Origin of the sequence: Desulfobaculum bizertense DSM 18034, assembly GCF_900167065.1 — a bacterium.
Taxonomy (GTDB): Bacteria; Desulfobacterota; Desulfovibrionia; order Desulfovibrionales; family Desulfovibrionaceae; genus Desulfobaculum; species Desulfobaculum bizertense.
On sequence record NZ_FUYA01000005.1, the window covers coordinates 24,970 to 47,913 of the forward strand.

The 22,944-nt window shown below is 52.6% G+C and carries 21 protein-coding genes; 13 read left to right on the forward strand and 8 right to left on the reverse strand.

Annotation, left to right across the window (positions count from 1 at the left end; translation table 11 throughout):
• The first annotated feature begins 173 nt into the window (after nucleotides 1–173).
• The 8 genes from B5D23_RS08320 to glpX all read left to right on the forward strand — a co-directional run bounded on the left by B5D23_RS08320 (nucleotide 174) and on the right by glpX (nucleotide 8,631).
• Nucleotides 174–1,259 carry a sigma-70 family RNA polymerase sigma factor gene (locus B5D23_RS08320; protein ID WP_078684975.1) on the forward strand — a complete coding sequence of 362 codons (1,086 nt, stop codon included), beginning with the start codon at nucleotides 174–176 and terminating at the stop codon, nucleotides 1,257–1,259.
• On the forward strand, nucleotides 1,252–2,013 hold the full coding sequence (locus B5D23_RS08325; RefSeq protein WP_078684976.1) for an HD domain-containing protein: 762 nt from the start codon (nucleotides 1,252–1,254) through the stop codon (nucleotides 2,011–2,013). The genes B5D23_RS08320 and B5D23_RS08325 overlap by 8 nt, the downstream gene beginning before the upstream one ends.
• Before the next feature lie 144 nt (nucleotides 2,014–2,157).
• Nucleotides 2,158–3,849 carry a tetratricopeptide repeat protein gene (locus B5D23_RS08330; protein WP_159445957.1) on the forward strand — a complete coding sequence of 564 codons (1,692 nt, stop codon included), beginning with the start codon at nucleotides 2,158–2,160 and terminating at the stop codon, nucleotides 3,847–3,849.
• The gene (locus tag B5D23_RS08335; RefSeq protein ID WP_078684978.1) at nucleotides 3,846–4,679 is read left to right on the forward strand and encodes a hypothetical protein; all 834 of its coding nucleotides are present in this window, start codon (nucleotides 3,846–3,848) and stop codon (nucleotides 4,677–4,679) included. The genes B5D23_RS08330 and B5D23_RS08335 overlap by 4 nt, the downstream gene beginning before the upstream one ends.
• A gap of 19 nt (nucleotides 4,680–4,698) precedes the next feature.
• Nucleotides 4,699–5,070 carry a hypothetical protein gene (locus B5D23_RS08340; RefSeq protein ID WP_078684979.1) on the forward strand — a complete coding sequence of 124 codons (372 nt, stop codon included), beginning with the start codon at nucleotides 4,699–4,701 and terminating at the stop codon, nucleotides 5,068–5,070.
• Between the two features lie 55 nt (nucleotides 5,071–5,125).
• Complete coding sequence (gene rpiB, locus B5D23_RS08345; RefSeq protein ID WP_078684980.1) at nucleotides 5,126–5,566, forward strand: ribose 5-phosphate isomerase B; 441 nt, start codon at nucleotides 5,126–5,128, stop codon at nucleotides 5,564–5,566.
• Between the two features lie 73 nt (nucleotides 5,567–5,639).
• Nucleotides 5,640–7,619, forward strand: a complete 1,980-nt coding sequence (gene tkt, locus B5D23_RS08350; protein ID WP_233814945.1) for a transketolase — start codon at nucleotides 5,640–5,642, stop codon at nucleotides 7,617–7,619.
• A 28-nt stretch (nucleotides 7,620–7,647) separates the two neighbouring features.
• Nucleotides 7,648–8,631: a class II fructose-bisphosphatase gene (gene glpX / locus B5D23_RS08355; RefSeq protein ID WP_078684981.1), complete on the forward strand. Its 984-nt coding sequence runs from the start codon at nucleotides 7,648–7,650 to the stop codon at nucleotides 8,629–8,631.
• 494 nt (nucleotides 8,632–9,125) lie between these two features.
• Here glpX and B5D23_RS08365 read toward each other — a convergent pair whose 3' ends face one another.
• The 3 genes from B5D23_RS08365 to B5D23_RS08375 form a co-directional block, all read right to left on the reverse strand.
• A complete protein-coding gene (locus tag B5D23_RS08365) occupies nucleotides 9,126–9,977 on the reverse strand; it encodes a thiamine pyrophosphate-dependent enzyme (protein WP_078684983.1) in 852 nt (283 codons plus the stop codon).
• A 2-nt stretch (nucleotides 9,978–9,979) separates the two neighbouring features.
• Complete coding sequence (locus B5D23_RS08370) at nucleotides 9,980–11,692, reverse strand: 2-oxoacid:acceptor oxidoreductase subunit alpha (RefSeq protein ID WP_078684984.1); 1,713 nt, start codon at nucleotides 11,690–11,692, stop codon at nucleotides 9,980–9,982.
• 166 nt (nucleotides 11,693–11,858) lie between these two features.
• Entirely contained in the window at nucleotides 11,859–12,374 is a 516-nt protein-coding gene (locus B5D23_RS08375) for a ferritin (RefSeq protein ID WP_078684985.1), read from the reverse strand.
• Between the two features lie 255 nt (nucleotides 12,375–12,629).
• On the opposite strand from B5D23_RS08375, the gene B5D23_RS15350 reads away from it, so the two are divergent.
• Nucleotides 12,630–12,845: a dual CXXC motif small (seleno)protein gene (locus B5D23_RS15350; protein ID WP_078684986.1), complete on the forward strand. Its 216-nt coding sequence runs from the start codon at nucleotides 12,630–12,632 to the stop codon at nucleotides 12,843–12,845.
• A 10-nt stretch (nucleotides 12,846–12,855) separates the two neighbouring features.
• Here B5D23_RS15350 and B5D23_RS08385 read toward each other — a convergent pair whose 3' ends face one another.
• Nucleotides 12,856–13,593: a DUF547 domain-containing protein gene (locus B5D23_RS08385; RefSeq protein ID WP_234985078.1), complete on the reverse strand. Its 738-nt coding sequence runs from the start codon at nucleotides 13,591–13,593 to the stop codon at nucleotides 12,856–12,858.
• Nucleotides 13,594–13,774: 181 nt separating this feature from the next.
• On the opposite strand from B5D23_RS08385, the gene B5D23_RS08390 reads away from it, so the two are divergent.
• From B5D23_RS08390 to B5D23_RS08405, 4 genes are all read left to right on the forward strand, one after another.
• Nucleotides 13,775–14,641 (forward strand): FlgO family outer membrane protein, encoded by an 867-nt coding sequence (locus B5D23_RS08390; RefSeq protein WP_078684987.1) that lies wholly within the window; start codon nucleotides 13,775–13,777, stop codon nucleotides 14,639–14,641.
• Between the two features lie 12 nt (nucleotides 14,642–14,653).
• Complete coding sequence (locus tag B5D23_RS08395) at nucleotides 14,654–14,944, forward strand: hypothetical protein (protein WP_078684988.1); 291 nt, start codon at nucleotides 14,654–14,656, stop codon at nucleotides 14,942–14,944.
• A gap of 11 nt (nucleotides 14,945–14,955) precedes the next feature.
• A complete protein-coding gene (locus tag B5D23_RS08400; RefSeq protein WP_078684989.1) occupies nucleotides 14,956–15,609 on the forward strand; it encodes a FlgO family outer membrane protein in 654 nt (217 codons plus the stop codon).
• Between the two features lie 124 nt (nucleotides 15,610–15,733).
• On the forward strand, nucleotides 15,734–16,342 hold the full coding sequence (locus B5D23_RS08405; RefSeq protein WP_078685197.1) for a trimeric intracellular cation channel family protein: 609 nt from the start codon (nucleotides 15,734–15,736) through the stop codon (nucleotides 16,340–16,342).
• Nucleotides 16,343–16,766: 424 nt separating this feature from the next.
• Here the strand turns inward: B5D23_RS08405 and lon are convergent, their stop codons facing one another.
• The 4 genes from lon to tig form a co-directional block, all read right to left on the reverse strand.
• A complete protein-coding gene (lon, locus tag B5D23_RS08410; protein WP_078684990.1) occupies nucleotides 16,767–19,247 on the reverse strand; it encodes an endopeptidase La in 2,481 nt (826 codons plus the stop codon).
• 151 nt (nucleotides 19,248–19,398) lie between these two features.
• Entirely contained in the window at nucleotides 19,399–20,649 is a 1,251-nt protein-coding gene (gene clpX / locus B5D23_RS08415) for an ATP-dependent Clp protease ATP-binding subunit ClpX (protein ID WP_078684991.1), read from the reverse strand.
• 7 nt (nucleotides 20,650–20,656) lie between these two features.
• Nucleotides 20,657–21,265 (reverse strand): ATP-dependent Clp endopeptidase proteolytic subunit ClpP, encoded by a 609-nt coding sequence (gene clpP, locus B5D23_RS08420; RefSeq protein WP_078684992.1) that lies wholly within the window; start codon nucleotides 21,263–21,265, stop codon nucleotides 20,657–20,659.
• 262 nt (nucleotides 21,266–21,527) lie between these two features.
• The gene (gene tig, locus B5D23_RS08425) at nucleotides 21,528–22,850 is read right to left on the reverse strand and encodes a trigger factor (protein WP_078684993.1); all 1,323 of its coding nucleotides are present in this window, start codon (nucleotides 22,848–22,850) and stop codon (nucleotides 21,528–21,530) included.
• Nucleotides 22,851–22,944: the final 94 nt, after the last annotated feature.

The following is a 22,944-nucleotide window of genomic DNA, read 5'->3' on the forward strand; positions in this document are numbered from 1 at the left end:
GTGGGGTTCGTGTTCAGTACTTAAAAACATTGAAAAGAACAAATAAAAACTCTATAGTTGACACATATTGAACCGGGTTTGACAGTTTTCACATAAGTGGGAGAAAACTCTTTGCTTTTTCACCGGCAGGCGCGCTGGCAACTTTGTTACGCGCTTTCGCTGGTTTTTCTTCTATGAACACGGGAGAGGATATTATCATCGACCCCAACGATATCAATGTTGACTCCGAGGAGCCACGGGGCGAGTGGGAACACCCTGACGATTTGCATGAGCACGTCCTCAATGAAGAGACACAAGAACTCCACGAAATTCATGATATAAACGACGCGCCCAAAGCCAAGAAAAAAGGCAAGGGCGAACTCATCCTGAAGCCTGCAAAATCCTCGGACATCGCCCCCCGCGACCCTCTGCGGATGTACCTCCGCGAAATCAGCCGTTTCCCCCTGCTTGAGCCTGACGAAGAAAAAGAACTCGCCAGACGGGTCAGGGACGAAGGAGATAACGAAGCGGCCTTCCGCATCGTGTCTTCACACTTGCGCCTTGTCGTCAAGATTGCAATGGACTTTCAGCGCCGCTGGATGCAAAACGTTCTCGACCTCATTCAGGAAGGAAACGTTGGGCTTATGCGCGCTGTCCAAAAGTTCGACCCTGACAAGGGTATCAAATTTTCATATTACGCTGCTTTCTGGGTCAAGGCGTATATTCTCAAGTTCATTATGGACAACTGGCGGCTGGTCAAAATCGGCACCACACAGACCCAGCGTAAGCTTTTTTATAACCTGAACAAGGAACGGCAGCGCCTCCAGCGACTCGGGTTTGACCCCGACCCCGCAACCCTGTCCAAAAACCTTGGCGTCTCAGAAGAGGTCGTCATCGAAATGGACCAGCGCCTTGCCCGGCAAGACATGTCGCTCAACGCTCCGCTCAGCACCGACGACAGTGGCAGTGCCACCCGAATGGACTTTTTGCCCGCGCTCGAACCGGGCGTCGAGGACAATGTCGCTCAGGACGAAATTTCTCTGATGATACGGGAGCACATCAAGGCCATTCTGCCCAAGCTCAATGAGAAAGAGCAGGATATTTTGAATCAGCGCCTCCTGTCCGATAATCCCGTGACCCTACGGGAAATCGGCGAAAAATATGGCATTACCCGGGAACGGGTTCGACAGATTGAGGCCCGCCTGCTGCAAAAACTCAAAAAGCACATGGCGGAGCACATCGCAGACTTTTCAGACGAATGGATTCATACGGATGAATGACAGCACTCTTCGAAAGATGAAAAATGAGGCCAAGGCAGTAACGGCACAGTATACTCTTCCCCGGTTCTACCGGGACTGTTCCTCTGAGCTGAATTTCTGTTCCAGAAGCTTCTTCGACCACCCTGATCTGCTTCGCCTTCAGGGAGACGTAATTCCTTTTCTGTACGATGACGCCAGCTATGGGGTCTATCACGCCAAAAAAAGTGCCATCGAAGCAGGAGCAATCATCCTGCACGAAGCACCAGAAAACGACATCGCACACCATCGCCACCTCGCCTATCTTGCCCAGTTCAGCGGGCTTTTGCATGGCACATGCAGGCTGGAGCAGGAGCACGGAGAAAAAGGCGCAGAAGTCGCACTGATGGTACTCAAAGAATACGAGATCAGTGATGAAGATCGAGATCTTGTCGCCTTTGCCATCCGCGATCACAGACCTTTTGAACCCCGCCTCCCTGCCCCAAACAAGGACGCAGAGATCATTGCAAACGCGCTGTACGACGCAGTCAATTTCCGCTGGGGACTCGACCTCTACTCAACAACCCTGTGGGAATTCTCCGACTACAACGAGCTTGAGTTTGACGAAGCGCTGGCTCTTTTTGAAAAGAGCGGAGAAATCATCAAAAAACTTGATGACACATTCCGGTCCAGTACAGGCAAACTGTATGGTCCCGAATTTCTTGAAATCGGCACCAAGCTTGTCACAGAAATCCCTGCTCACCTAAACGAAAAGAAACGGGACATTCTGAGTCTTTAAAATACCCATTGGGGCGTGTCCTTTGCGGATGCGCCCCAATTCCAGTATTCTGTATTTTACTCCCACAATCGCACTTTGTGATGGTGGTATTTCTTCGCCAACTGCATGAGGAATATCCTTTCAAAACGGAGACAGATGCCTATCATGCCCCGATTTGCCTCGCCACTTGCAAGCGCCGCACTCACTGCCCTGCTCTGCTCCTGCGTCCAATCCCAACCAACTCAGGCTGTTGCGCCCGCCCCCCAGCAAAAAATTCAGTGGGATCTGACTGGTGCCGCTGATTCTACGTTTCAGTATCTCCGTTTTCAGAGTGCCCTTATGCAGGAAGACCCGCAGGAATCCGAAAGCGCACTGGAAACCCTGCTTAAAGGTCCACATAGCCCCCAGCTTTTTCTGGAGGGTGCCAATTTTTACTGGCGACGCAACGACATTGGTCGCACTCGCGAAGTCCTGAAACAGGGCATTGCCGAATTTCCAGACAGTCTGGACCTCGTTTTGTCCCTGTCTACGACTTACTACGCAGAAAAGCGCTACCCGGATGCCATTCTGACCATTCAGGAATTTTTACGCGACCACCCGAAAGAATGGATAGCCTACCGTGAAATGGCGGTTATCTATCTTGCCGATGGAAAAAGTCCTGAAGCACTCGAAGCCATCCAGAAAATTCCTCACGACAAGCAGACCGCAACAAGTCTGTATTACGGTGCCCGGGCTTCTGCCGGACTGGGAAAAACCCGGCAGGCAGAAAACATGCTGCACCGCGCGCTCAAGCTTGACCCTGACTTTTTGGACGCCCTGTCTGAACTGGCGGTTCTGTACGAACGCGAAAAGAATTTCGTTGCCGCCGAAAAGACCTATGGAAAACTGCTTGAAAAAGGCGTGTCTGAAAAAGACGTTCGCCTGCGCCTCATTGGCCTGAACCTCAAGATGAACACCCCTGACAAGGCTCTTGTCATCTTCCAGCAGGGACCAGCCACTGACACCCAGTATGCACTGGAAGCAGCAACACTTTTCCTTGAAGAAAAATTTTACGATCACGCCAAAACGGTTCTCGCACCGCTTCAGAAAGTCAAAGGAACCCCACAGCGCCTATGGTTTTACATGGCGGTTCTGGCCTACGAGGGAGACCGCAATTCCCAGAAGGCTCTGGACTACCTTGAGCGAATCCCTGAGGACTCCCCTCTGTATGAACGCTCGGTTCGTTTCCGTGTTCAGCTTTTGATTGAGCTAAACCGCAAGGATAAGGCCCTGTATCTGATTCGACAGCAGAAGCAGGAGAACCCGGACATTCGTCCATACTGGACTCTGGAAGCGCACCTTCTTGAGAGCGCAGGCCGACACCGTGCCGCGCGCCGGGTTTTGGAACAGGCCATTACCAAGTGGCCTGACGACACAGAACTGCTGTACGCCCTTGGCGTGATTTATGACAAACTCCAGCTTTCTCAGCGAAGCCGGGAAATCATGGACCAAATTATCCTCAAGGACCCAGAACATGCTGATGCCCTGAACTTCCTTGGGTACAGTCTTGTTGAACAGAACAAGGATCTGGAACGGGCAGAGGTGCTCATCAAAAAAGCCCTCTCCATTGATCCTGAAAACGGATATATTATTGACTCACTGGCCTGGCTCTATCTGCGCATCGGGCAGTTTGAAAAAGCATGGGAGCAGATTCAGCGTGCGGTGGACCGGGTGACCGACGACGCGACCCTCTGGGAACACTACGGCGACATCGCCCGCTCACTAGGAAACAAAGACAAGGCCCGCGAAGGCTACTCCAACGCACTGGAACTCGCTCCAAACAACTCAAGCGTACAGGAAAAACTTAAGGCCTTATGAAAATACACTGTCTCGGCCCGAAGAAGCTTCTTCGGGCCGCTTTTCTGCTCTGTATAGGCGTCTTTCTGCTCGCTGGCTGTGCACAAAAAGCACCCCAGACTCCTCTGGTTGGACCTGGCCTAAATGCCGAGGCGCTCTGGTCACAGTTTACACAAACTCACGCCAAAAATTTTGTTCCAAAGACACTCGACGCCACCGCAAGTCTCCAGTACAAAGGGCGTCGAGCAGGACGGGTCAACGTCCGGTTTTGGGGAGATTTTTCCCGACCACTGCGTCTTGACCTCTCTGCTGGATTTGGCACCACAGTTGCCCTTGTTCGCGAAGATGCATCCCGTCTCGTCTGCTACTACCCACAGGACAAACTTGCGCTCTACTCGCATACAGGCCCACAGGCAGCTTTAGACGCTGGACTTCCCCTGCCTTTCACTCTTCAGGATCTTGCTCTGCTCATGGCTGGTGCATACCCCAGCCTTGCCGCACAAAAGTATTCCAGGGCCGATATTCAGCCCAATGGAAACTGGAAATATTTCTTTAGTCATGGAACTGTCGCAAGCATTACACTTGACTCCATAGGCCAACCTGTGGAACTCACCGGGCAGCACAAAACTCTGGGCTGGACCCTTCTTCTTGGGCGGTATACAGACGAAGAGGGTCAAAGTCCTCGTCCCAAAAAGCTCGAACTTCGCCTTTCTACCGGTGATATTGCGATTTTACGGACTAAAAATTTCTCGCTTGATTCCACACAGTGGAATGCCAAAGCCCTTGCTCTGGAGCTTCCTCCAGAGACGCTTCTGCGGCCTATGGATTCTCGTCTGCAACCTGAAAATTGACCTGCAAGGAAGTATGACTATGCCTCAATCCGACAAAACATCCGAGCACTCTGCCTCCGGACTTTTTGATACACTCAGGACTGGCCTTTCCGTCCTCGGCGACGAACTGAAATGGATATGCATCAAAGCTCTGCGCTCCATCGAAATCCGCCAGATGGAAAAACGCCTCGAAAAAGAGTACACCGCCCTCGGAAAGGCGATGCACAGTGAGCTTTCTCCTGAAAAGGCTTCGGATGCTGAGGCCACACAGACTGTCGCCATCAGCTCCGACATGACTCTCTGCCTCAAGCAGATCGAGTTCCTTCAGGAAGAAATTGCGTTCTTGCGCAAGGAATGCTCCAAAAAACGAGAGTCTCTCGTTAGCGAAAGAATTTCCAAAATGAATTCCTAGGCTCTGGCCAACGGACTTCGTAAACCCTTAAACCATTTTCCCAAAGGGTGGCAAAATGTCACAGAAAACGGTCGCCATCGGCTCCGACCACGCTGGCTATGCACTGAAGGTAGTGCTCATCAAGCATCTTGAAGAACGCGGCTATGCAGTCAAGGACGTTGGTCCTTTTGACACCTGCAGTGTCGACTACCCCATCTATGCAAAAAAGCTCTGCCAGCACGTGCTGGAAGAAGGCTGCCCCGGCGTGCTCATCTGCGGCACCGGCATTGGCATGTCCATGACCGCGAACCACATCCCCGGTATCCGCGCAGCTCTGTGCACCAACAGCTTTCACGCTCGCATGACCCGTATGCACAATGATGCAAACGTCCTCTGCCTTGGTGAACGCGTTACCGGTCCCGGCGTGGCAGTGGAACTGCTCGACATTTTCCTCGACACTGAGTTTGAAGGTGGACGCCATCTGCGCCGCATCGAACTCATCGAGAACGACAAGTAAACATTTCTGTTAGAGGGTCGCTCCCCTCTTTTCATTCAAGCCCGCAATCGCGGCGCAAAGGAATTTGACCACCATGAAATCTCAGGTGAACCCCGAAATGGACGCCAAAGCAGTTAACGTGCTCAAGGCGCTTGTCATGGACGCCACCCGCAAGGCTAACTCCGGCCATCCCGGCGGCCCCATGTCTTCTGCAGATATGACCTACATCCTGTTCAAGGATTTCCTTCGCTTTGACCCCAGCAATCCTAACTGGTTCAACCGCGATCGCTTCATCCTTTCCGCAGGTCACGAATCTTCCCTCCTGTACGGTCTGCTGCACTTCTGTGACTACCTGAGCGTTGAAGACCTCAAGGGCTTCCGCCAGTTCGGTAGCCGCACCCCCGGCCATCCCGAAATCGAAATTCCCGGTGTCGAAGTAACCACCGGTCCTCTTGGTCAGGGCTTTGCCATGGGCGTTGGTGAAGCTGTTGCAGAAGCTCTGCTTCGCAACAAGCTCGGCAAAGACGTTCAGGATCATTATTCCTACGTTCTCGCTTCTGACGGTGACTTCCAGGAGCCTATCGCTCTTGGCGCAGCTTCCCTCGCAGGCCTCTGGGGCCTCGGTAAGCTCATCGTGATGTACGACAAGAACGACGTCCAGCTCGCTGGTCCGACTTCCCGTTGCGACTGTATCGACTACGTTAAGGTTTTCGAGGGCATGTGTTGGCAGGTTCTCGAAATCAACGGTCACAACCATGAAGAAATTCGCGAAGCTGTCAAAAAAGCACAGCTTGACCCCCGCCCCACTCTCATCATCGGCCACACCGTGATGGCAAAAGGCACCGCAACCCGCGAAGGCGACCACGAGACTCACGGTGCTCCGCTTCCGCCAGAAGAAATTGCTGCAACCAAGGAAAAATGGGGACTCGATCCTCAGGCCGACTTCCAGGTGCCTGAAGACGTTCTGGTTCACTTCCGCAGCGAATTCGGCGAATACGAAGCTACCGCAGCACAGTGGCATCGCCAGCTCGTCCAGCGCATCGAATCCGACGCTGATTTCGAAGCTCTTTGGAAGCAGGTCAGCGAACCTCGCTCCGGCCTCTCTTTCGAGCTTCCTGAGTTCGAAGACGGAAGCTCCGTTGCGACCCGTAAGGCTTGGGGTGCATGCCTCAACGCTATCACCGACCAGCTCCCCCTGCTCGCAGGCGGCTCCGCTGACCTCGACCCCTCCAACCAGACTGCAAAGTTCCGCGAAACTGTCGGCGTGTTCTGCAAAGACGACCACAGCAAGCGTAACCTGTCCTTTGGTGTTCGTGAGTTCCCCATGGCCGCTATCCTTAACGGTATGGCTGCACACGGTGGCGTCGTTCCCTTTGGCGCAACCTTCCTCGTCTTCTCCGACTACGAGAGAAATGCCCTCAGAATGTCCGCCCTGCAGAAGCTCCCAGTCCTGCACGTCTTTACGCACGACTCTTTCTACGTTGGCGAAGACGGCCCGACTCACCAGCCCATCGAGCATGCTAGCTCTCTGCGCCTGATCCCCGACCTGAATGTTTTCCGCCCCGCAGACGCATACGAAACCCGCGCCTGCCTCGAAATGGCAATCAAGGAAGATGAGCACCCCAGCTGCCTGCTCCTCACCCGTCAGGGTCTGCCGGTTCTGGCTCCTGCATCCTTCCCCAGCGTTGTCGACGGCCCGTCCAAGGGTGGCTACATCCTTAAGGACGCCGAAGGTGAAGCAGAAATCACCATCATCGCCTCTGGTTCCGAAGTCTCCCTCGCACTCGACACCGCTGCTCAGCTCGCACCTCGAAAGGTCCGCGTCGTCAGCGTGCCCTGCATGGACATCTTCGATGCACAGAGCGATGAGTACAAAAAATCCGTTCTCGGCAACGGCCTCCGTGTCGCTGTCGAAGCCGGCGCATCCGGCCTTTGGTACAAGTACACAGGTCTCGACGGCATTGTCTTCGGCCTCGACCACTTCGGTGCTTCCGCCCCCGCTGGCGAGCTTGCCAAAGAATACGGATTTACACCTGAGAATCTGACTCGTATTATTACTGAAAAACTTGGCTAATTTTTTGGCGCAAGAAAGGAGAAACACAGTGGAAGCTCCTGATCGCAATCTCGCATTGGATCTGGTCCGCATTACGGAAGCAGCAGCGCTGTCTTCTGGCCGTTGGCTTGGTAAAGGCGACAAAGAAGCCGGAGACCAGGCAGCTGTCGACGCAATGCGCCTCTCTTTTAACTCCCTCCCCATTGATGGCACCGTCATCATCGGCGAAGGAGAAAAAGACAAGGCACCGATGCTCTACAATGGTGAGCATGTCGGCGCTGGTGGAGCCCTCAAAGTTGACGTCGCTGTCGACCCCGTTGAAGGTACCAACCTTCTCGCCTACGGCCGCCCCAACGCAATTTCCGTCGTTGGCGTAGCTCCCAAAGGCACCATGTTTAACCCCGGTCCCAGCTTCTACATGCAGAAGCTCGTTGTCCCCGCAGCAGCAAAAGACGTCGTTCACCTCGACGCTCCTGTGAAAGACAACCTGACCAACATCGCAAAGGCTCTCGACAAAGACGTTAACGACCTCGTCGTTTTCGTCCTCGACAAGCCCCGACACAAGCAGCTTATCTCTGAGATTCGCGCAACTGGCGCCCGTATTCAGCTCCACACCGACGGCGACGTCGCTGGCTCCCTTATGGCCATCGACCCCCGCTCCGAAGTCGACCTGATGATGGGCACCGGCGGTACCCCAGAAGGCGTTCTCTCCGCTTGCGCTATCCGCGCTATGGGCGGCGAAATGCTCGCCCGTCTCGACCCCCGCTCCAAAAAAGAAGAGCAGGCTCTCATTGACGCCGGTATCGACATCCGCGAAATCTACACCGTTCGCACCCTCGTCAAAACCGACGACACCTTCTTCGCCGCTACCGGTATCTCCGGCGGCACCTTCCTGAAAGGCGTGACCTACACTGGTCAGGGCGCGACCACCCACTCTCTCGTTATGCGTGGCAAAACCGGCACAATCCGGTACATCGACGCACAGCATAAGTGGGATAAGCTCATGCGATTCTCTTCCGTAAAATACGACTAGAATCTCACGACGCATCCAAAGCCCTCTTACTCTGTAAGGGGGCTTTTTTTATGGCATGGCAGGATGATACGAGACTCCGTCTCGTGCTCTGCAAGGGGCGCTGCCCCTTGACCCCGCCCAAGGACGAGGCCCTTGGGAATCCCACTTTCGCTCAAAAAATACGGCTGAATGGGATGAAAGCTTCGCTTTCCTCTCCATCAGCCGTATTTTTTGAGCTAGTGGGCGTTTCCCGATCGCGTGTTCTTAAGCCTTTTTCTGCCGCACTTATTCCTTTTGAACGCCGAAAGACGTTCTTTACGCTAGCCCCATAAGTTTAAAAGCCGTCCAAGCGAAGCTTGCACGGCTTTTAAACTCGATGAGGATACGTAAGGGAATCATTCCCTTACGCGGGGTCCGGGGCTGGCCCCGGTCCTCTTCCCTTCCCACCCATCCAGCCCTCACGGGCTGTGGCTGGCCCCAATCTTCCCACCCACACAGGCCCCACTAAAGACGTACTACCTGTATGACTGTAATACACGCACCAGTCCCTGATGGTCAGGCATATGCGTGGCAAGAGGCTGAGCCGGAACCTGCGATGAAATGTCGTCATAGGGCGGCCCACTGTGACGATAAATCACACCAAGAGGAATACGCTCCTCAAACTCAAAAGCTTTGCGTAAGGCCTGCGCGCGATCATAGGGGTCATAGGTTTCTGGCAACTCGTAACACCGCTCCTTGTACCACGCATGGGTGTTGACCTTGTTGAAAGAAACACAGGGCTGGAGAATATCAATCAAGGCAAAACCACGATACTCCATACCCTTCTGAATAAGCGCTGCGAGATGATCGGGCATACCGGAAAAGGCACGCGCGACAAAGCCAATTCCCATAGAAATAGCAACGGCAATGGGGTTAAACGGATGAGAGGGAACCCCCTGAGGCTGCGTCTTGGTCTTCTGCCCAAACATTGTTGTCGGACTCGCCTGCCCCTTTGTGAGACCATAAATCTGATTGTCGTGGGCAAGAAGTGTTATGTCCATGTTGCGCCGGGCCGCAGCGAGAAAATGATTCCCACCTTCGCCGTAATTGCACCCATCGCCACTGCATACCAAAAGCTTCATGCCGGGGTTCGCGAGATGTGCCCCCTGCGCAACGGGCAAAGCACGCCCATGCAGGCCATTGTGAAAATTAATATTCAAATAGTGAGGCATCTTTGCCGCCTGCCCAATCCCGGAAACCATCATGACCTCATGCGGGGCAAGATTCTGGGCAACAAGGGCCTGCATAATGGCCTGCCGAATACCAAAATTGCCACAACCAGGGCACCATGATGTTTCAAAATCGCCATAATCTTCGAGACGAACCATAGCTACCCCCTCTGCTCCAGTTGAAGGTCAGACGTATCAAGCGCTCGATAAATGTAGCCTGCTGTCAGCGGCAAGCCATCATAGCGCAAAATCCTGAGATCAAAATCAAGCCCACACACCTTGCGCACAAGCCCGGCAAACTGCCCAGTGATATTGCTCTCTACACATACGGTGACACGAGCGCGAGAGGCCCAGTCCAAAAGTTTTCTTGTTGGGAGGGGCCAGACCTGCCGAAAATGCATCACCGCAACCCTGACATTCTGCTCGCGCAAAAGCTCTGCGGATTCCTTGATTGCACCAAGAGAGGAACCCCAGCCAACGAGTAAAAGGTCTGGATGCTCATCTCCGGCACACACAGGGCTAAGTGCCTCAGCCAACATCCCCTGCTCCTTGCGCATCCGCTTCTCATTCTGGGCGTTGCGCATCACGGGGTCCTCGGTAATCTTGCCGCTCTCCAAGTGCTCGTGAGAATCAGCAACGACACAATGCGGACCAAATCCGGGGATAAGCCGAGGAGAAATACCTGATTCTGTGAGTGCATAACGCTGATACGCTCCCTCTGGAAACTCTGAGTGCTCGGCTGGACGATGAAGAGGCGGAAGCGCCTCAAGATCAAAAGCCTCAACAGTATGGATATTGTCAGCTAAGTACTGGTCTGTAAGAATGACAACTGGAGTCTGATACTTCTCGGCAAGATTCATCGCCTGAAAACCAGCCTGAAAACATTCCTCAACAGTCCCGGGAGTCAAAATTGCGCGGGGAAACTCGCCATGCCCGGCATAGAGCGCAAGATTGAGGTCAGCCTGCTCTGTATGCGTCGGAAGCCCTGTCGCAGGCCCGGGCCGCTGCGCAATGGCCGCAACGACAGGAGTCTCTGCAACTCCCGCGAGACTCATTGCCTCGGTCATAAGCGCAAAGCCACCACCAGACGTCGGGACAATGGCTCGAGCACCGGCATAAGATGCCCCCTGAGCCATGTTGAGAGCCGCAATCTCATCCTCAACCTGTTCAACCACAACACCAAGCTCAGCCCCTTTGCTTATAAGCGTCTGGGCAATGGAAGTCCCCGGTGTCATGGGATAAAACGAACAGAAATTGCAGCCACCAGCCAAAGCCCCAAGCGCAATAGCTTCATTACCATTCATAAGAAGCCACGGAATTTCTGGAGACTCTGGTAATGGACGGCAGGCTATCTCCTGCCCAAGCGCCCACGCATAAGAATCGCGTAAGACATCCAAATTCTGCTTAACGATATCCTCACCTTTCCGGGAAAAGCTTTCTTCCAAAAGCTGAGCGATCTCAATCTGAGGAATCCCAATTAACGCCCCGACAACCGCACTGCCCGCCACATTATAATAGATAGGCTTTGGAGCAAGCGAGGCCAGCGGGATTCGTATACTCCTGTGCCCTTGCGGATCGAGTCCATCGCCAAGGACAAGAAGCCCTCCGGGACGCAAGGTCGACGCGCACTGCTCCACAGCTTCCTGATTCAAAGCAATAACAATATCCGCAAGCTCATCAGGGGCATTTGTGCACTCTGCTCCGGCCCGTATGGCAAAGGTATTGAATCCACCTCGAATCCTCGACATATACACCTGCGTTACGGACACGTGGTAACCGCTACGAGACAGACTTTTTGACAAAAGCTGCCCAACGGTCGCAAGGCCCTGCCCAGCGGCTCCGCCCACAAGAATCGTGACGAGCTTGTCTGACATGATACCTCCTGCGAAAACGCCATTCTGCCAAGGCAAAAGCGTGTTGCGGGTTCAGTGAGTAGAATAATGGAGTCTATTGTTACACAGATACGCGCCAAACTTAAAGCGCTTTTGAAAAGCGCATAAAAAAGTGCCCCAGCCAAAGGCCGAGGCACCCAATACGTCTTTACTGTGCGGAATCAGCAGGAGGAGTGATGACCCTCTGGGAAAGCTCACGGTCCATCATAAAGAGTCCGCTTCCTTCTTTACCAATAAGGCGAAGCTTGTCGAGAACCTCACCAACACTGTCTTCCTCTTCGACCTGCTCCTCAACAAACCACTGGAGGAAAATATTACAGGCGTGGTCTTTTTCACTCTGGGCCACATCGACCAGCTTGTTGATACGGTCTGTCACATGCTGCTCATGCTTCAGCGTCTCTTCCATCACATCGAGTGGAGAATCCCATTTGCTCGGAGGGGCATCAATAGCCATCAACTTTGCTTCGCCGCCACGTTCCAAAACATAATCATACATCTTGGTTGCATGCATAAGTTCTTCCTGAGCCTGCATACGCATCCAGTGGCTAAACCCAGGCAAACCTTTTTTTGCAAAAAAAGCAGACATGGAAAGATACAGGTAACTGGAATACAGTTCCCATTTAATCTGATCGTTTAGGGCCTTCTCAACCTTCTTCTTCAGCATTATATCCTCCTTGTGGGCAGGTTCTTCAGTATAAATATAGCACTGGCGCGAGTATAGCATGCCGCAGAAAAAGCTGAAAGAAATACTCACGAAAGCGCGCACTCACTCAGAAAACCCAACATGAAGGAAGCCGCCACTCTCCTCAATTTGAGGGAATCAGGGCTTGCTCTTGCGGGACAATTGGTGCACAAGAAAACATCTCCGCACGCGGCTGTGCGGACCTGTTTTCGATCGCATCACCAGGAGGACCATTGGATGCAAGCTGCCCCTCTTTTTTCTGGCCAGCCCCGACAGACAGGAACCCATATCTCCTGTAAGAACTGTCACGCCCAATTACGGGTTATTCGTGCCTGCAAAGAAGTTTACCTGTTTTGCGACACTTGCGGAGAGAAATTTCCGCTCACGGATTACACGGAATTTCTGGATCAGCTAGAAAACTTCATCTCCAACATTCCGCTTGACCGTATCTAGCTTATGCCGGTCACTTTCCATTAAGCGACCAGTCATACTTCAAATAGCGTACCTGGACGTCGTCCCCAAGAGCCTGAATCTTTTGTGCCAAACCTGCCTTGGCATAGCGAGAAACGTAGGAGGCGGCGTCCCCTAATTCATCTTCGTACCAGTCGAATATCTTACTCACATACAGCTTCTTCCCTTCCAGTCTGTTAAAGCGTTCATCGTTCAAAAACGTCCTTGTCTGCTGCGTGAGCTGTTTTTCCAGCTGTGCACCCTCGTACGGAACATTCAGCAACTCCGGGCAACTTTTTGATGCACAGTTGATCGCAAAATGAATCCGTGGTTCCCTGAAACGATGCAAAATGACCTTCTCGACTTCATCGAGATGCAACGTCGTCCCATTTGCCTTGACGAAACGAATCTTCCACGGGCTTTGAAACACCCCGCCTATATCGCGAATACTCGAGATTCCGGGATAATTTTTCAGGATCAGCTTGAGCGTCCACGCGTTATACACGTTGATCCAGTACGCAATCTGTTCATTTTCTGAAAGCACTTCAGCGTGCACCTTTTGCAGCACAGCCAAGTACCCATCAAGCGTCGCCTCTTTTTTCTTCAAACCCGCGTAATCCACAACACCGTTGCGGACATGTGCAGAAAGCAGCTCCGCATACTGGCTGTTATCAACAGGCCCTGCGGCCGCAGAATGCGACATCCACAGGCACGCCACACACAGCACAACACTTTTCCAAAGCTTCTTCATAGTCACCCCTTCGAGTCTTCTCATTTTTCCCAAGATCGTAACGATTTTCTGGATGTAAAAAAAGGCATCCCCCATCCATTCTTTTTCCTGCCTAAAGAAAACACTTCTCAGGTCGATAACACATACACAGGCGGGACAGCTTCGTCCCGTGCTGGGATTTTGATTCTGGAGACGCACGCACATGAACAAAAAGAAATGGATTTCAGCCGCTTTGCTGCTGGCGCTCTGCGCCCCGCAGTCAGCAAGTGCGGTAGACTCTCTTTTAATAGAAAATACGCACAGTCCCTCTTCGGGCACGGCGCAAAAAGACGCCCGGCCTGTTGACCCCGGAACTGGAGTTAGCTCGGAAAGAGATGGATGGATACACGAAGACGGGCAAACCCGAAGCCTTCGCTCACAGGGCAAAATTCACCCCGGTGTTATGGTTCCTGATGGAGACGGCGGCTACATTTGGCTTCACTCTGCCAATCCTCTTCAGGCCCCAGATGTCAACCAGCAGGCAGCGCAGGAGCTGCGCCTCAAAATTCGAGAACTTGCACAGCAGATACTGGACTCTGATGTGGATCTGACCGCGTGCGTCACGATCCCCGTTTCCTTTGTGCATCAGGACAACTTGCAGCAAAGTTCTCCATTTGGTCGGCTCGTAGCCGAACAAATGTACAACGAGCTGAAACGTCAGCACATGAACGTTGTCGAATTCCGCAGCTCGGAGCGAGTTCGCCCTCGTCCGCAGCAGGGAGAATTTGCCCTGTCTCGAGACATCTCGGAACTGAATCAGAAGCGCACCGTCGCCATCCTCACTGGCACATATTATTATGATGCGAATACAATTTTCGTGAATGGCCGCCTCTTCCAAAAAGCTGACGGCAAGGTGCTTGGCACCGGGTCTATCACCATCCCTCAGAATGCAACGACTCTCGCCTTGCTCAAGTCTCAAAACCGCCCAATGCGAAAGCTCCGGGCAGCAGAAATTGAACTCCGATCCTTTGATGAGATGAAGGACTCCGGAGGACTTGGCTACGTGCTCGACCAGAAAGACCTGCATTAAAGGAGGCTGATCATGAAAAAACATTTCCTGCTCGCCACCACCGCTGTTTGTGTTCTGGCGCTCTCTGGCTGTAGCACAAGTAGTTCTCCGCGAGCATACGGCGACAGGCTGGACACCCTGCCCTATTCTCAAACAGCCCTCAGCAGCCTTGCCCAGGGGCGGGAGTATCAGGCACAGGGACGGTATGAACTTGCCCGCCAGACTTTTGTTGATGGTCTCATGGCTGCCAAGAATCCAGAACTCAAGGCCACACTCAAAGAAGAAATTGCCAGCACGGATAGAATCATCCGCAGCAGGCGTTAGGAGTCGTCATTATGAATCTTGCAAAATTTGCCCTCGCGAGCCTGCTCTGCGCGACTCTTGGCGTCAGCTCTGCCTTTGCTCAAGGCAGCATCCCAAGTGCCGCACAGCAGCTCTCTTCCACCCTCAGCTCGCAGATTCGAACCAAAGCCGGAATTTCCCCCCGCGCCTGTTCTGTACTCGTCACAACGCCCGTGGACATCAACAACCTTGAGCAAAGCTCCCCACTCGGTCGTGCCCTCGGTGAAGAACTTGCCACCACTCTTGTGGATCACGGTTTCCGCCTCAAAGAAATCCGCAAAGGCCGCAACATTCTTCTGCGTCCAAAAGTTGGCGAACTTTTGCTCACCCGCGACATCAACCTCGTTGATGAACGTGTACAGAAAGCATCCCTCGTTCTTGCCGGAACCTACTCACACACAAGCAAGAATGTTCGTTTCAACATTCGCCTCATTGATGCACGATCCAGCGAAGTGCTTGCAATGGCGAGTACAACTGTGCCTGTAACTCAGGAATTAGCCGAGCTTCTTGGACCTTCCGTGACTGCATATGCCGCTTCACAGGTCAAGCCTTCCGTTCGAGCTTCAATCATTACTCGCGATGAATGCGCTCAGGCGTACACCAATCCTCTGTATGAGGACTCCGAGGAGTTGCCTTTTACTAAGTAATGCAAATAACTGCGATCACGCAGTTGACGACAGCACCGCACTTTGCTTACCAAGCCCTTTATGTTCGTATAGAATTATGAAGGGCTTTTTCTTTGAACGGTTCCACAGCATGCGGGAGGCGTCCGTGCTCTATTTGCTTGACATCTTTGGTACTCTCATCTTCGCCATCTCCGGGGCTTTTAAAGCATCACAAAAGGAACTTGACGTACTGGGTGCACTTATTCTCGCCGTCGCTACAGGGGTGGGCGGCGGCATTGTCCGCGATGTGCTTCTCGGAGCGACTCCGCCTGCCGCGTTTCAGGATGAACTCTATTTCATCGTCTGTCTCTGTGGCGGAACTCTCGTTATCTTCATCGCGCCGTACATTGCCCGGCAATGGAACATGGTTATGGCTGCCGACGCCCTCGGCCTCGGCGTCTTCGCCGCTATCGGCGCAGCAAAAGCTTCACACTTCGGCCTCGGACCTATGGGCATTATCTTCATGGCCTCCATGACCGCTGTCGGGGGCGGCGTTATTCGTGACGTCCTCGCTAATGATGTGCCCGCTATCGTTCACACCGACTTTTACGCTACCGCCGCCATTATCGGTGGCTCCCTCTTTGCAATCCTCTACGTCTTCAACATTCCAGAACCCGTGCTCCTCCTCGTGACTATCGTTTCTACAACCGGCATCAGGCTTGTCGCCATGCATTGGAAACTGAGCCTCCCAAGAGTACGGCGCCTTAAAAAATAGCATGCGGGTATAGGCAGGCCATGGGCGGGGACTCTGTCCCCGCACCTCTGCAAGGGGCGCTGCCCCTTGACCCCGCCCAAGGACGAGGCCCTTGGGAATCCCGCTTTCGCCCGAAATAAAAGGGGCCGGATGAGTGAAAGCCTTTGGCTTTCCCCTTCATCCGGCCCCTTTTTTTCGGCCTAATTAACTGGGCGTGTGTTCTTTTCTTTGCGCTCCAACCCTTTCTTTCTGAACGCTCGCGTTCAGAAAGAAAATGGTGGCAACTCGCAGAAGAGAAAGAGGCTCTCGACGCTGCCCCATATAAGTTTAAAAGCCGTCCAAGCGAAGCTTGAACGGCTTTTAAACTCGATGAGGATACGTAAGGGAATCATTCCCTTACGCGGGGGTTTGGGGGCTGACCCCCAATTCTTCCTCTCCCATTGTATTACTGATGCCGGGCCTCATCCTGCCGATCTTTCTGCAAGCTGAGAGCGATGGGACACATAGCGTCCTCCCGCCCGGAGAATATTTTTTCTGGATCGTCACAAACGAGGGCATGCTCAAGAACCTGATCCATGCTGCCGACCTTGATGATCTTGAGATCACGCAAAATGCTTGCAGGCACATCCTTGAGGTCCTTTGCATTGTCCTCAGGAATGAGAACGGTTTTAATCATGCCACGATGCGCGGCGAGCAACTTCTCGCGAAGGCCGCCAATAGGAAGCACACGCCCACGCAGGGTAATCTCACCAGTCATTGCAACGTCGTTGGAGACGGGCAAATTCAATAACGCAGAGGCCATCGATGTAGCGAGAGTAATACCAGCAGACGGTCCATCCTTGGGGATAGCGCCTTCGGGCACATGGACGTGAATGTCGATTTCCTTGTAGAAATCCTTTTTCAGCCCAAAGAGGTCGGAACGAGTGCGAAGATACGAGAACGCAGCCTTTGCAGACTCCTGCATAACTTCGCCAAGCTTGCCTGTAATGACAACCTTACCTGTTCCTGCCATGAGCGCAGTCTCTACCATCAGCATCTCGCCGCCGACTTCGGTGTAGGCAAGACCGGTAGACACACCCACAAGGGCCTTCTCTTCTTTCTCACCATGAGTGAACTTCGGCACACCAAGCATCCCGGGAAGGTTCTGCATGGTGACACGTACGGAACGCTCAAGGTCGTCCTCTTCAACAAGCCTCATGGTCGTTTTACGACACACAGCGGCAAGCTCGCGCTCCAGGTTACGAACGCCAGCCTCGCGAGTGTAGCGACGAATGATGTCCTGCACAGCGTTGTCGGAGAAAACAATGTTCTCTTCCTTGAGGCCATGAGCCTTGATCTGCTTTGGCACGAGGAACTGCTTTGCAATCTTCATTTTCTCAGTTTCGAGATAGCCCGGCAAAGCAATGATTTCCATTCTGTCCTGAAGCGGAAGCGGGATGGAATGCAGGCTGTTTGCCGTGGTAATGAAGAAGACCTTGGACAGGTCGTAATCCATATCCAAATAGTGGTCATTGAAAGAATAGTTCTGCTCTGGGTCCAAAACCTCAAGCAAAGCCGCAGACGGATCACCGCGGAAGTCCGTGCTCATCTTGTCGACTTCGTCGAGACAGAACACAGGGTTGTTGAACTTCACACGCTTGAGGGCCTGAATAATCTTGCCGGGAAGCGCGCCAACGTACGTCCGGCGATGACCACGAATCTCAGCTTCATCACGCACGCCACCAAGGGAGAGCCTGACAAATTCACGATTCGTTGCCCGGGCAATAGATTTGGAGAGAGAGGTCTTGCCGACTCCGGGAGGGCCGACAAGGCAAAGAATTGGGCCACGAACAGTCTCGACCAGCTTCTGTACAGCGAGATACTCAAGGATGCGCTCCTTGGGCTTCTTCAGGCCATAGTGATCGGCTTCGAGAATTTCACGTGCATTCTCAATATCGAGATCTGTCTTTTTCAAGGTGTTCCACGGCAGGTCCAAAATCCAGTCAACATAATTTCGGACAACCGTGTACTCAGCGGAAGACGGAGGAATCTGACGCAGCTTCTTGATTTCGCGCATGGCCTTTTCCCGATTTTCTTCGGGCATATTCTTGGCCTTGAGCTTTTCCTCAAGCTCGGCGACTTCGGCCATGGGGTCTTCTTCGCGCCCCATTTCCTTGTTAATCGCCTTGAGCTGCTCATTCAGATAATACTCGCGCTGATTCCCTTCCATCTGGGTTTTGACGCGATTCTTGATCTTCTTTTCAAGGGAAGCAATTTCAATTTCACCCTGAAGAAGCTGATATGCCTGCTCAAGACGGGCAATAGGATCAAGTTCTTCAAGAAGTTCCTGCTTTCGGGAAAAATCCGCAGAAAGATGCGGCATCAACGCATCAGCAAGACGTCCCGGCTCATTCAGAGACATGATTGCCATGAGCGATTCGCTAGGAATCTTGTTGTTGCTCTTGCCGAACTGCTCAAGTGCTTCGTGTGCAGTACGCACAAGAGCATCGACTTCCGGTCCTTCTGCTTCGCGCTTTTCCAGACGGCTAACGCTCACAAAGGGGAAATCCAGACCATCCTGTTCCAGATCATCCGGGAGCGGCTCAAAGCCTTTTTCTGGGGACCAGCGGGCGCGATACAAGCCCTCGAAGAGGACTTTGATGGTGCCGTCGGGCAGGCGCAAAAGCTGAAGAATTTTGCTGACGGTACCAATAACGTACAGATCACCGGGAAGTGGTTTTTCAACTTCCGGGGTACGCTGAGCGACAAGGAAAATATTTTTATTAAAATCAGATAATGCCGTTTCAATGGCCTTGACCGAAGCGTCTCGTCCTACAAACAGAGGAACAATAGAGCGCGGGAACATGACCACATCGCGCAGAGACATCAGCGGCAGTTGCAACTGAGGTGTGCGGGAATCGTTGTCCGTTATACGAAATTCAGACATGTCTTCCTCCATTTCGGCGTCAGGTGCCGCCTCACCAAAAGCAGGCGACCAGGTTTGGAATCCGAATCCGCTGTGTTGAATGAAATGTCAGGAACTGCTTGCAAATACGCCCCGGCAGGACTCCTACCGGGGCGTGGATTCCCTTATTGGACTATGCGGATTTTACTTCTTGCCGGAAAAAGAGCAGGGGTTCAACACCCTTTTCTACCACAGCAGCGTTAACAACGCACTCTTTCACGCCCGTGAGGGAGGGAAGTTTGTACATAATGTCGAGCATAATGCTCTCTAAGACATTCCTCAAACCACGGGCACCGGTTTTACGGGCCAGCGCTTTCTTGGCAATAGCCTTCAGCGCGTTGCTCGTGAACCGAAGCTGTACCTCGTCAAGTTCGAAGAGTTTCTGGTACTGGCGCACCAGCGCATTTTTGGGTTCCGTCAGAATGCGGACAAGGTCCTCTTCTGTGAGTTCCTCAAGAGTTGCCACGATCGGGATACGACCGACGAACTCAGGGATGAGACCAAAACGAATCAGATCGTTGGGGTGCACGTCCCGGATGAGGGTACTCAAGCTCTTTTCTTTTTTGGTTGCGACCTGAGCACCAAAGCCAAGGCCACCACCCTCCTGCCGATGCTGAATGATCTTTTCCAGACCAATAAATGCACCGCCAAGAATAAAAAGAATGTTCGACGTATCCAAGCGAATGAATTCCTGCTGGGGGTGCTTTCTGCCACCCTTGGGCGGGATGTTCGCTTCGGTACCTTCGATGATTTTCAACAAGGCCTGCTGAACGCCCTCACCAGAAACGTCTCTGGTAATAGAGGGACCGTCACTCTTTCGGGCAATCTTGTCGATTTCGTCGACATAAATGATGCCCTTGGATGCGGCTTCGATGTCATATTCAGCATTTTGCAAAAGCTGCACTAAGATATTTTCTACATCTTCTCCAACGTAACCAGCTTCGGTCAGCGTGGTTGCATCGGCAATAGCAAATGGAACTTTAAGGATTCGTGCAAGGGTCTGAGCAACAAGAGTTTTGCCGGAGCCAGTAGGACCAATCAGCAAAATATTACTTTTGTCGAGCTCAATGTCGCCGGACAGTTTGCTGGAGAAAAAGACACGCTTGTAGTGGTTGTGTACCGCTACAGACAGGGTCTTTTTAGCGTTGGGCTGACCAATGACGTAGTCATCAAGCAACACATTAATTTCCTTCGGAGTGAGGAGTTTACCTTCCTCAATTTCCTTGGAAACACTCTCTTCTGCAATGATTTCATTGCACAGCGCGACGCATTCATCACAAATGTACACGTCGGGACCAGCGATGAGCCGCTTCACCTCGTCCGAATGCTTACCGCAAAAGGAGCAGCAAAGTTCCCGAGGAAGGCTCATCTGAGAATTGGACATACGCGTATTACTCCTTGGTCTCTTCGATGATATCCTTTCTGGATACTAAAATTTTATCAATTAAGCCATATTCGCGAGCTTCTTCTGCGCTCATGAAGTAATCGCGGTCTGTGTCGTGAGAAATCTTTTTGAGGTCCTGTCCGGTGTGCTCAGCCAGCATTTCGTTCAGATGCTGCTTGAGCCGAAGGATCTCTGCGGCGTGGATTTCAATATCGGAAGCCTGACCCTGCATTCCGCCAAGTGGCTGATGAATGAGGATACGGGCATTTGGCAATGAATATCTTTTCCCTTTTTCTCCTGCAGAAAGCAGAAAAGCCCCCATGCTGGCGCACTGGCCCATGCACAGGGTGCTCACGGGCGATGAGATATATTTCATAGTATCATAAATCGCCAAACCAGCAGTTACGGAACCACCTGGGGAATTAATATACATGTAAATATCTTTCTCGGGACTTTCGGACTCGAGGAACAGGAGCTGAGCACAAATGAGGCTGGCGACGTTGTCGTCAATGGGGGTGCTCAACACAATGATTCGATCTTTCAGAAGTCTGGAGTAGATATCGTAAGCACGTTCAGTGCGTCCTGTTGTCTCGACTACAATGGGAATTGTGCCCATGAATATTGCTCTCCCTTGTGTGCAGAATAAAATAACGCGATGACATGATGTCATCAGAAGAATAATACGCCAAAAGGACTTGGCAAGTCCACTGCCAAATCCAAAGCACATGGCGGAATTCGGTATTTTGACGGGGGCTTGCGCCAGAAATCCATCAAAGAAGAGGAAAATCAGGAGGAATACCCGACAAAAAGGCCGGGGCCAGGATAGGCAGGAAGGGATGAAAAGCGGGGAACGCGAGCGCATTCCCCGCTATATGATGCTACTTTTCTTCTTTTTCTTCTTTCTTCAGCTCAGCAGCGGGAACTTCTTTTACCTCAGCCTGAGAGTAAATCAGTTCCATAGCCTTGTCGGCCAGCAGGCGGTCACGGAGGGCAAACATAAGGTTGTTGTCCTCGTACTGACGGCGCAGGGTCTCGGGATCCTGACGCTGGCGCAGTGCTTCCTGATAGATGTAGGTGTCGACTTCCTGATTCTCGACCTTGAGTTCTTCTTTCTTGGCAACAGCCAGAAGGAAGAGCTGGGTGCGGACGAGTTCTTCGGACTTGGGCTTGTACTCTTCGCGGAGTTCCTCGGGAGTCTTGCCCAGAGTTTCGATGCGGCGACCCTGGCTTTCAACACGAGCCTTGAGGTCAAGGATCATGCGGTCGATGTTTTCTTCGACCAGTGCCGGAGGCAGCATGAAGTCAGTCTTCTCCATCAGGCCGTCGAGAAGTTTCTTCTCAGCAGCGGCCTTCACGAGATTCTTGCGGGAAGTCATGTAGGAGCTTTCGATAGCTTCGCGCATCTTTTCAACAGAGGGGAATCCGCCAGCTTTCTTGGCGAACTCGTCGTCAACCTCAGGGAGGATGCGCTGCTTCAGATTCACGAGCTTCACACGCATGGTCACAGTCTGACCAGCGTAGTCCTTGTTGATGAAGTCTTCGGGGAAGGTGATGTCGCCTTCGCCGTTTTCGCCCTTCTTGAGCTTCTTCACGATGTCTTCAAAGCCTTCGAGGGCCTGACCATCGCCAAGGGGAAGCTGGAAGTTGTCAGCCTTGATCTCGTCAAGAGCCTTGTCTTCCTGCCATGCGTTGAAGTTGATGATGGCAACGTCGCCATCCTGAGCCACGCGGTCTTCTTCCACGTCTTTCAGCTCAGCGAGATTGGTGCGGATGCGCTCGATGACGTCCTCAATCTCTTTGGAGTCAACTGCAACAGCTTCCTGCTCAACCTCAAGCTTGCCGTATTCCGGCAGCTCGAAATCAGGAGCAACTTCAAAGCTCACGGTGTAGGTGAAAGACTCACCACGCACGAGTTCCTTGGCGTCCACGTCCAGGCGGGAAAGCGGCTGGAGCTTGGTCTCACCGAGGATTTCGTTGAGCTGGTAGTTGATCAGGTCGCCAGTAGCTTCCTGATAAATTTTGTCACGGAAACGGCTTTCGATCAGAGAGCTCGGGACCTTGCCCTTACGGAAGCCCTTGATGTCTACAGAAGTCTTGTACAGAGCGACCGTAGCGGTAATGGATGCGTTGACTTCCTCAACAGGGATATCAACAACAATCTTGCGTTCTACCGGGGAAATTTCCTCGACTTTATATTCCATTGGATGCACTCCTTCTTCGCCTGTACGGCATACCCTTTTGGTTCGTCGATGGCCGTGCCAAGCGGCAGTAGCCAGAATAGTATTCTTAATGGGC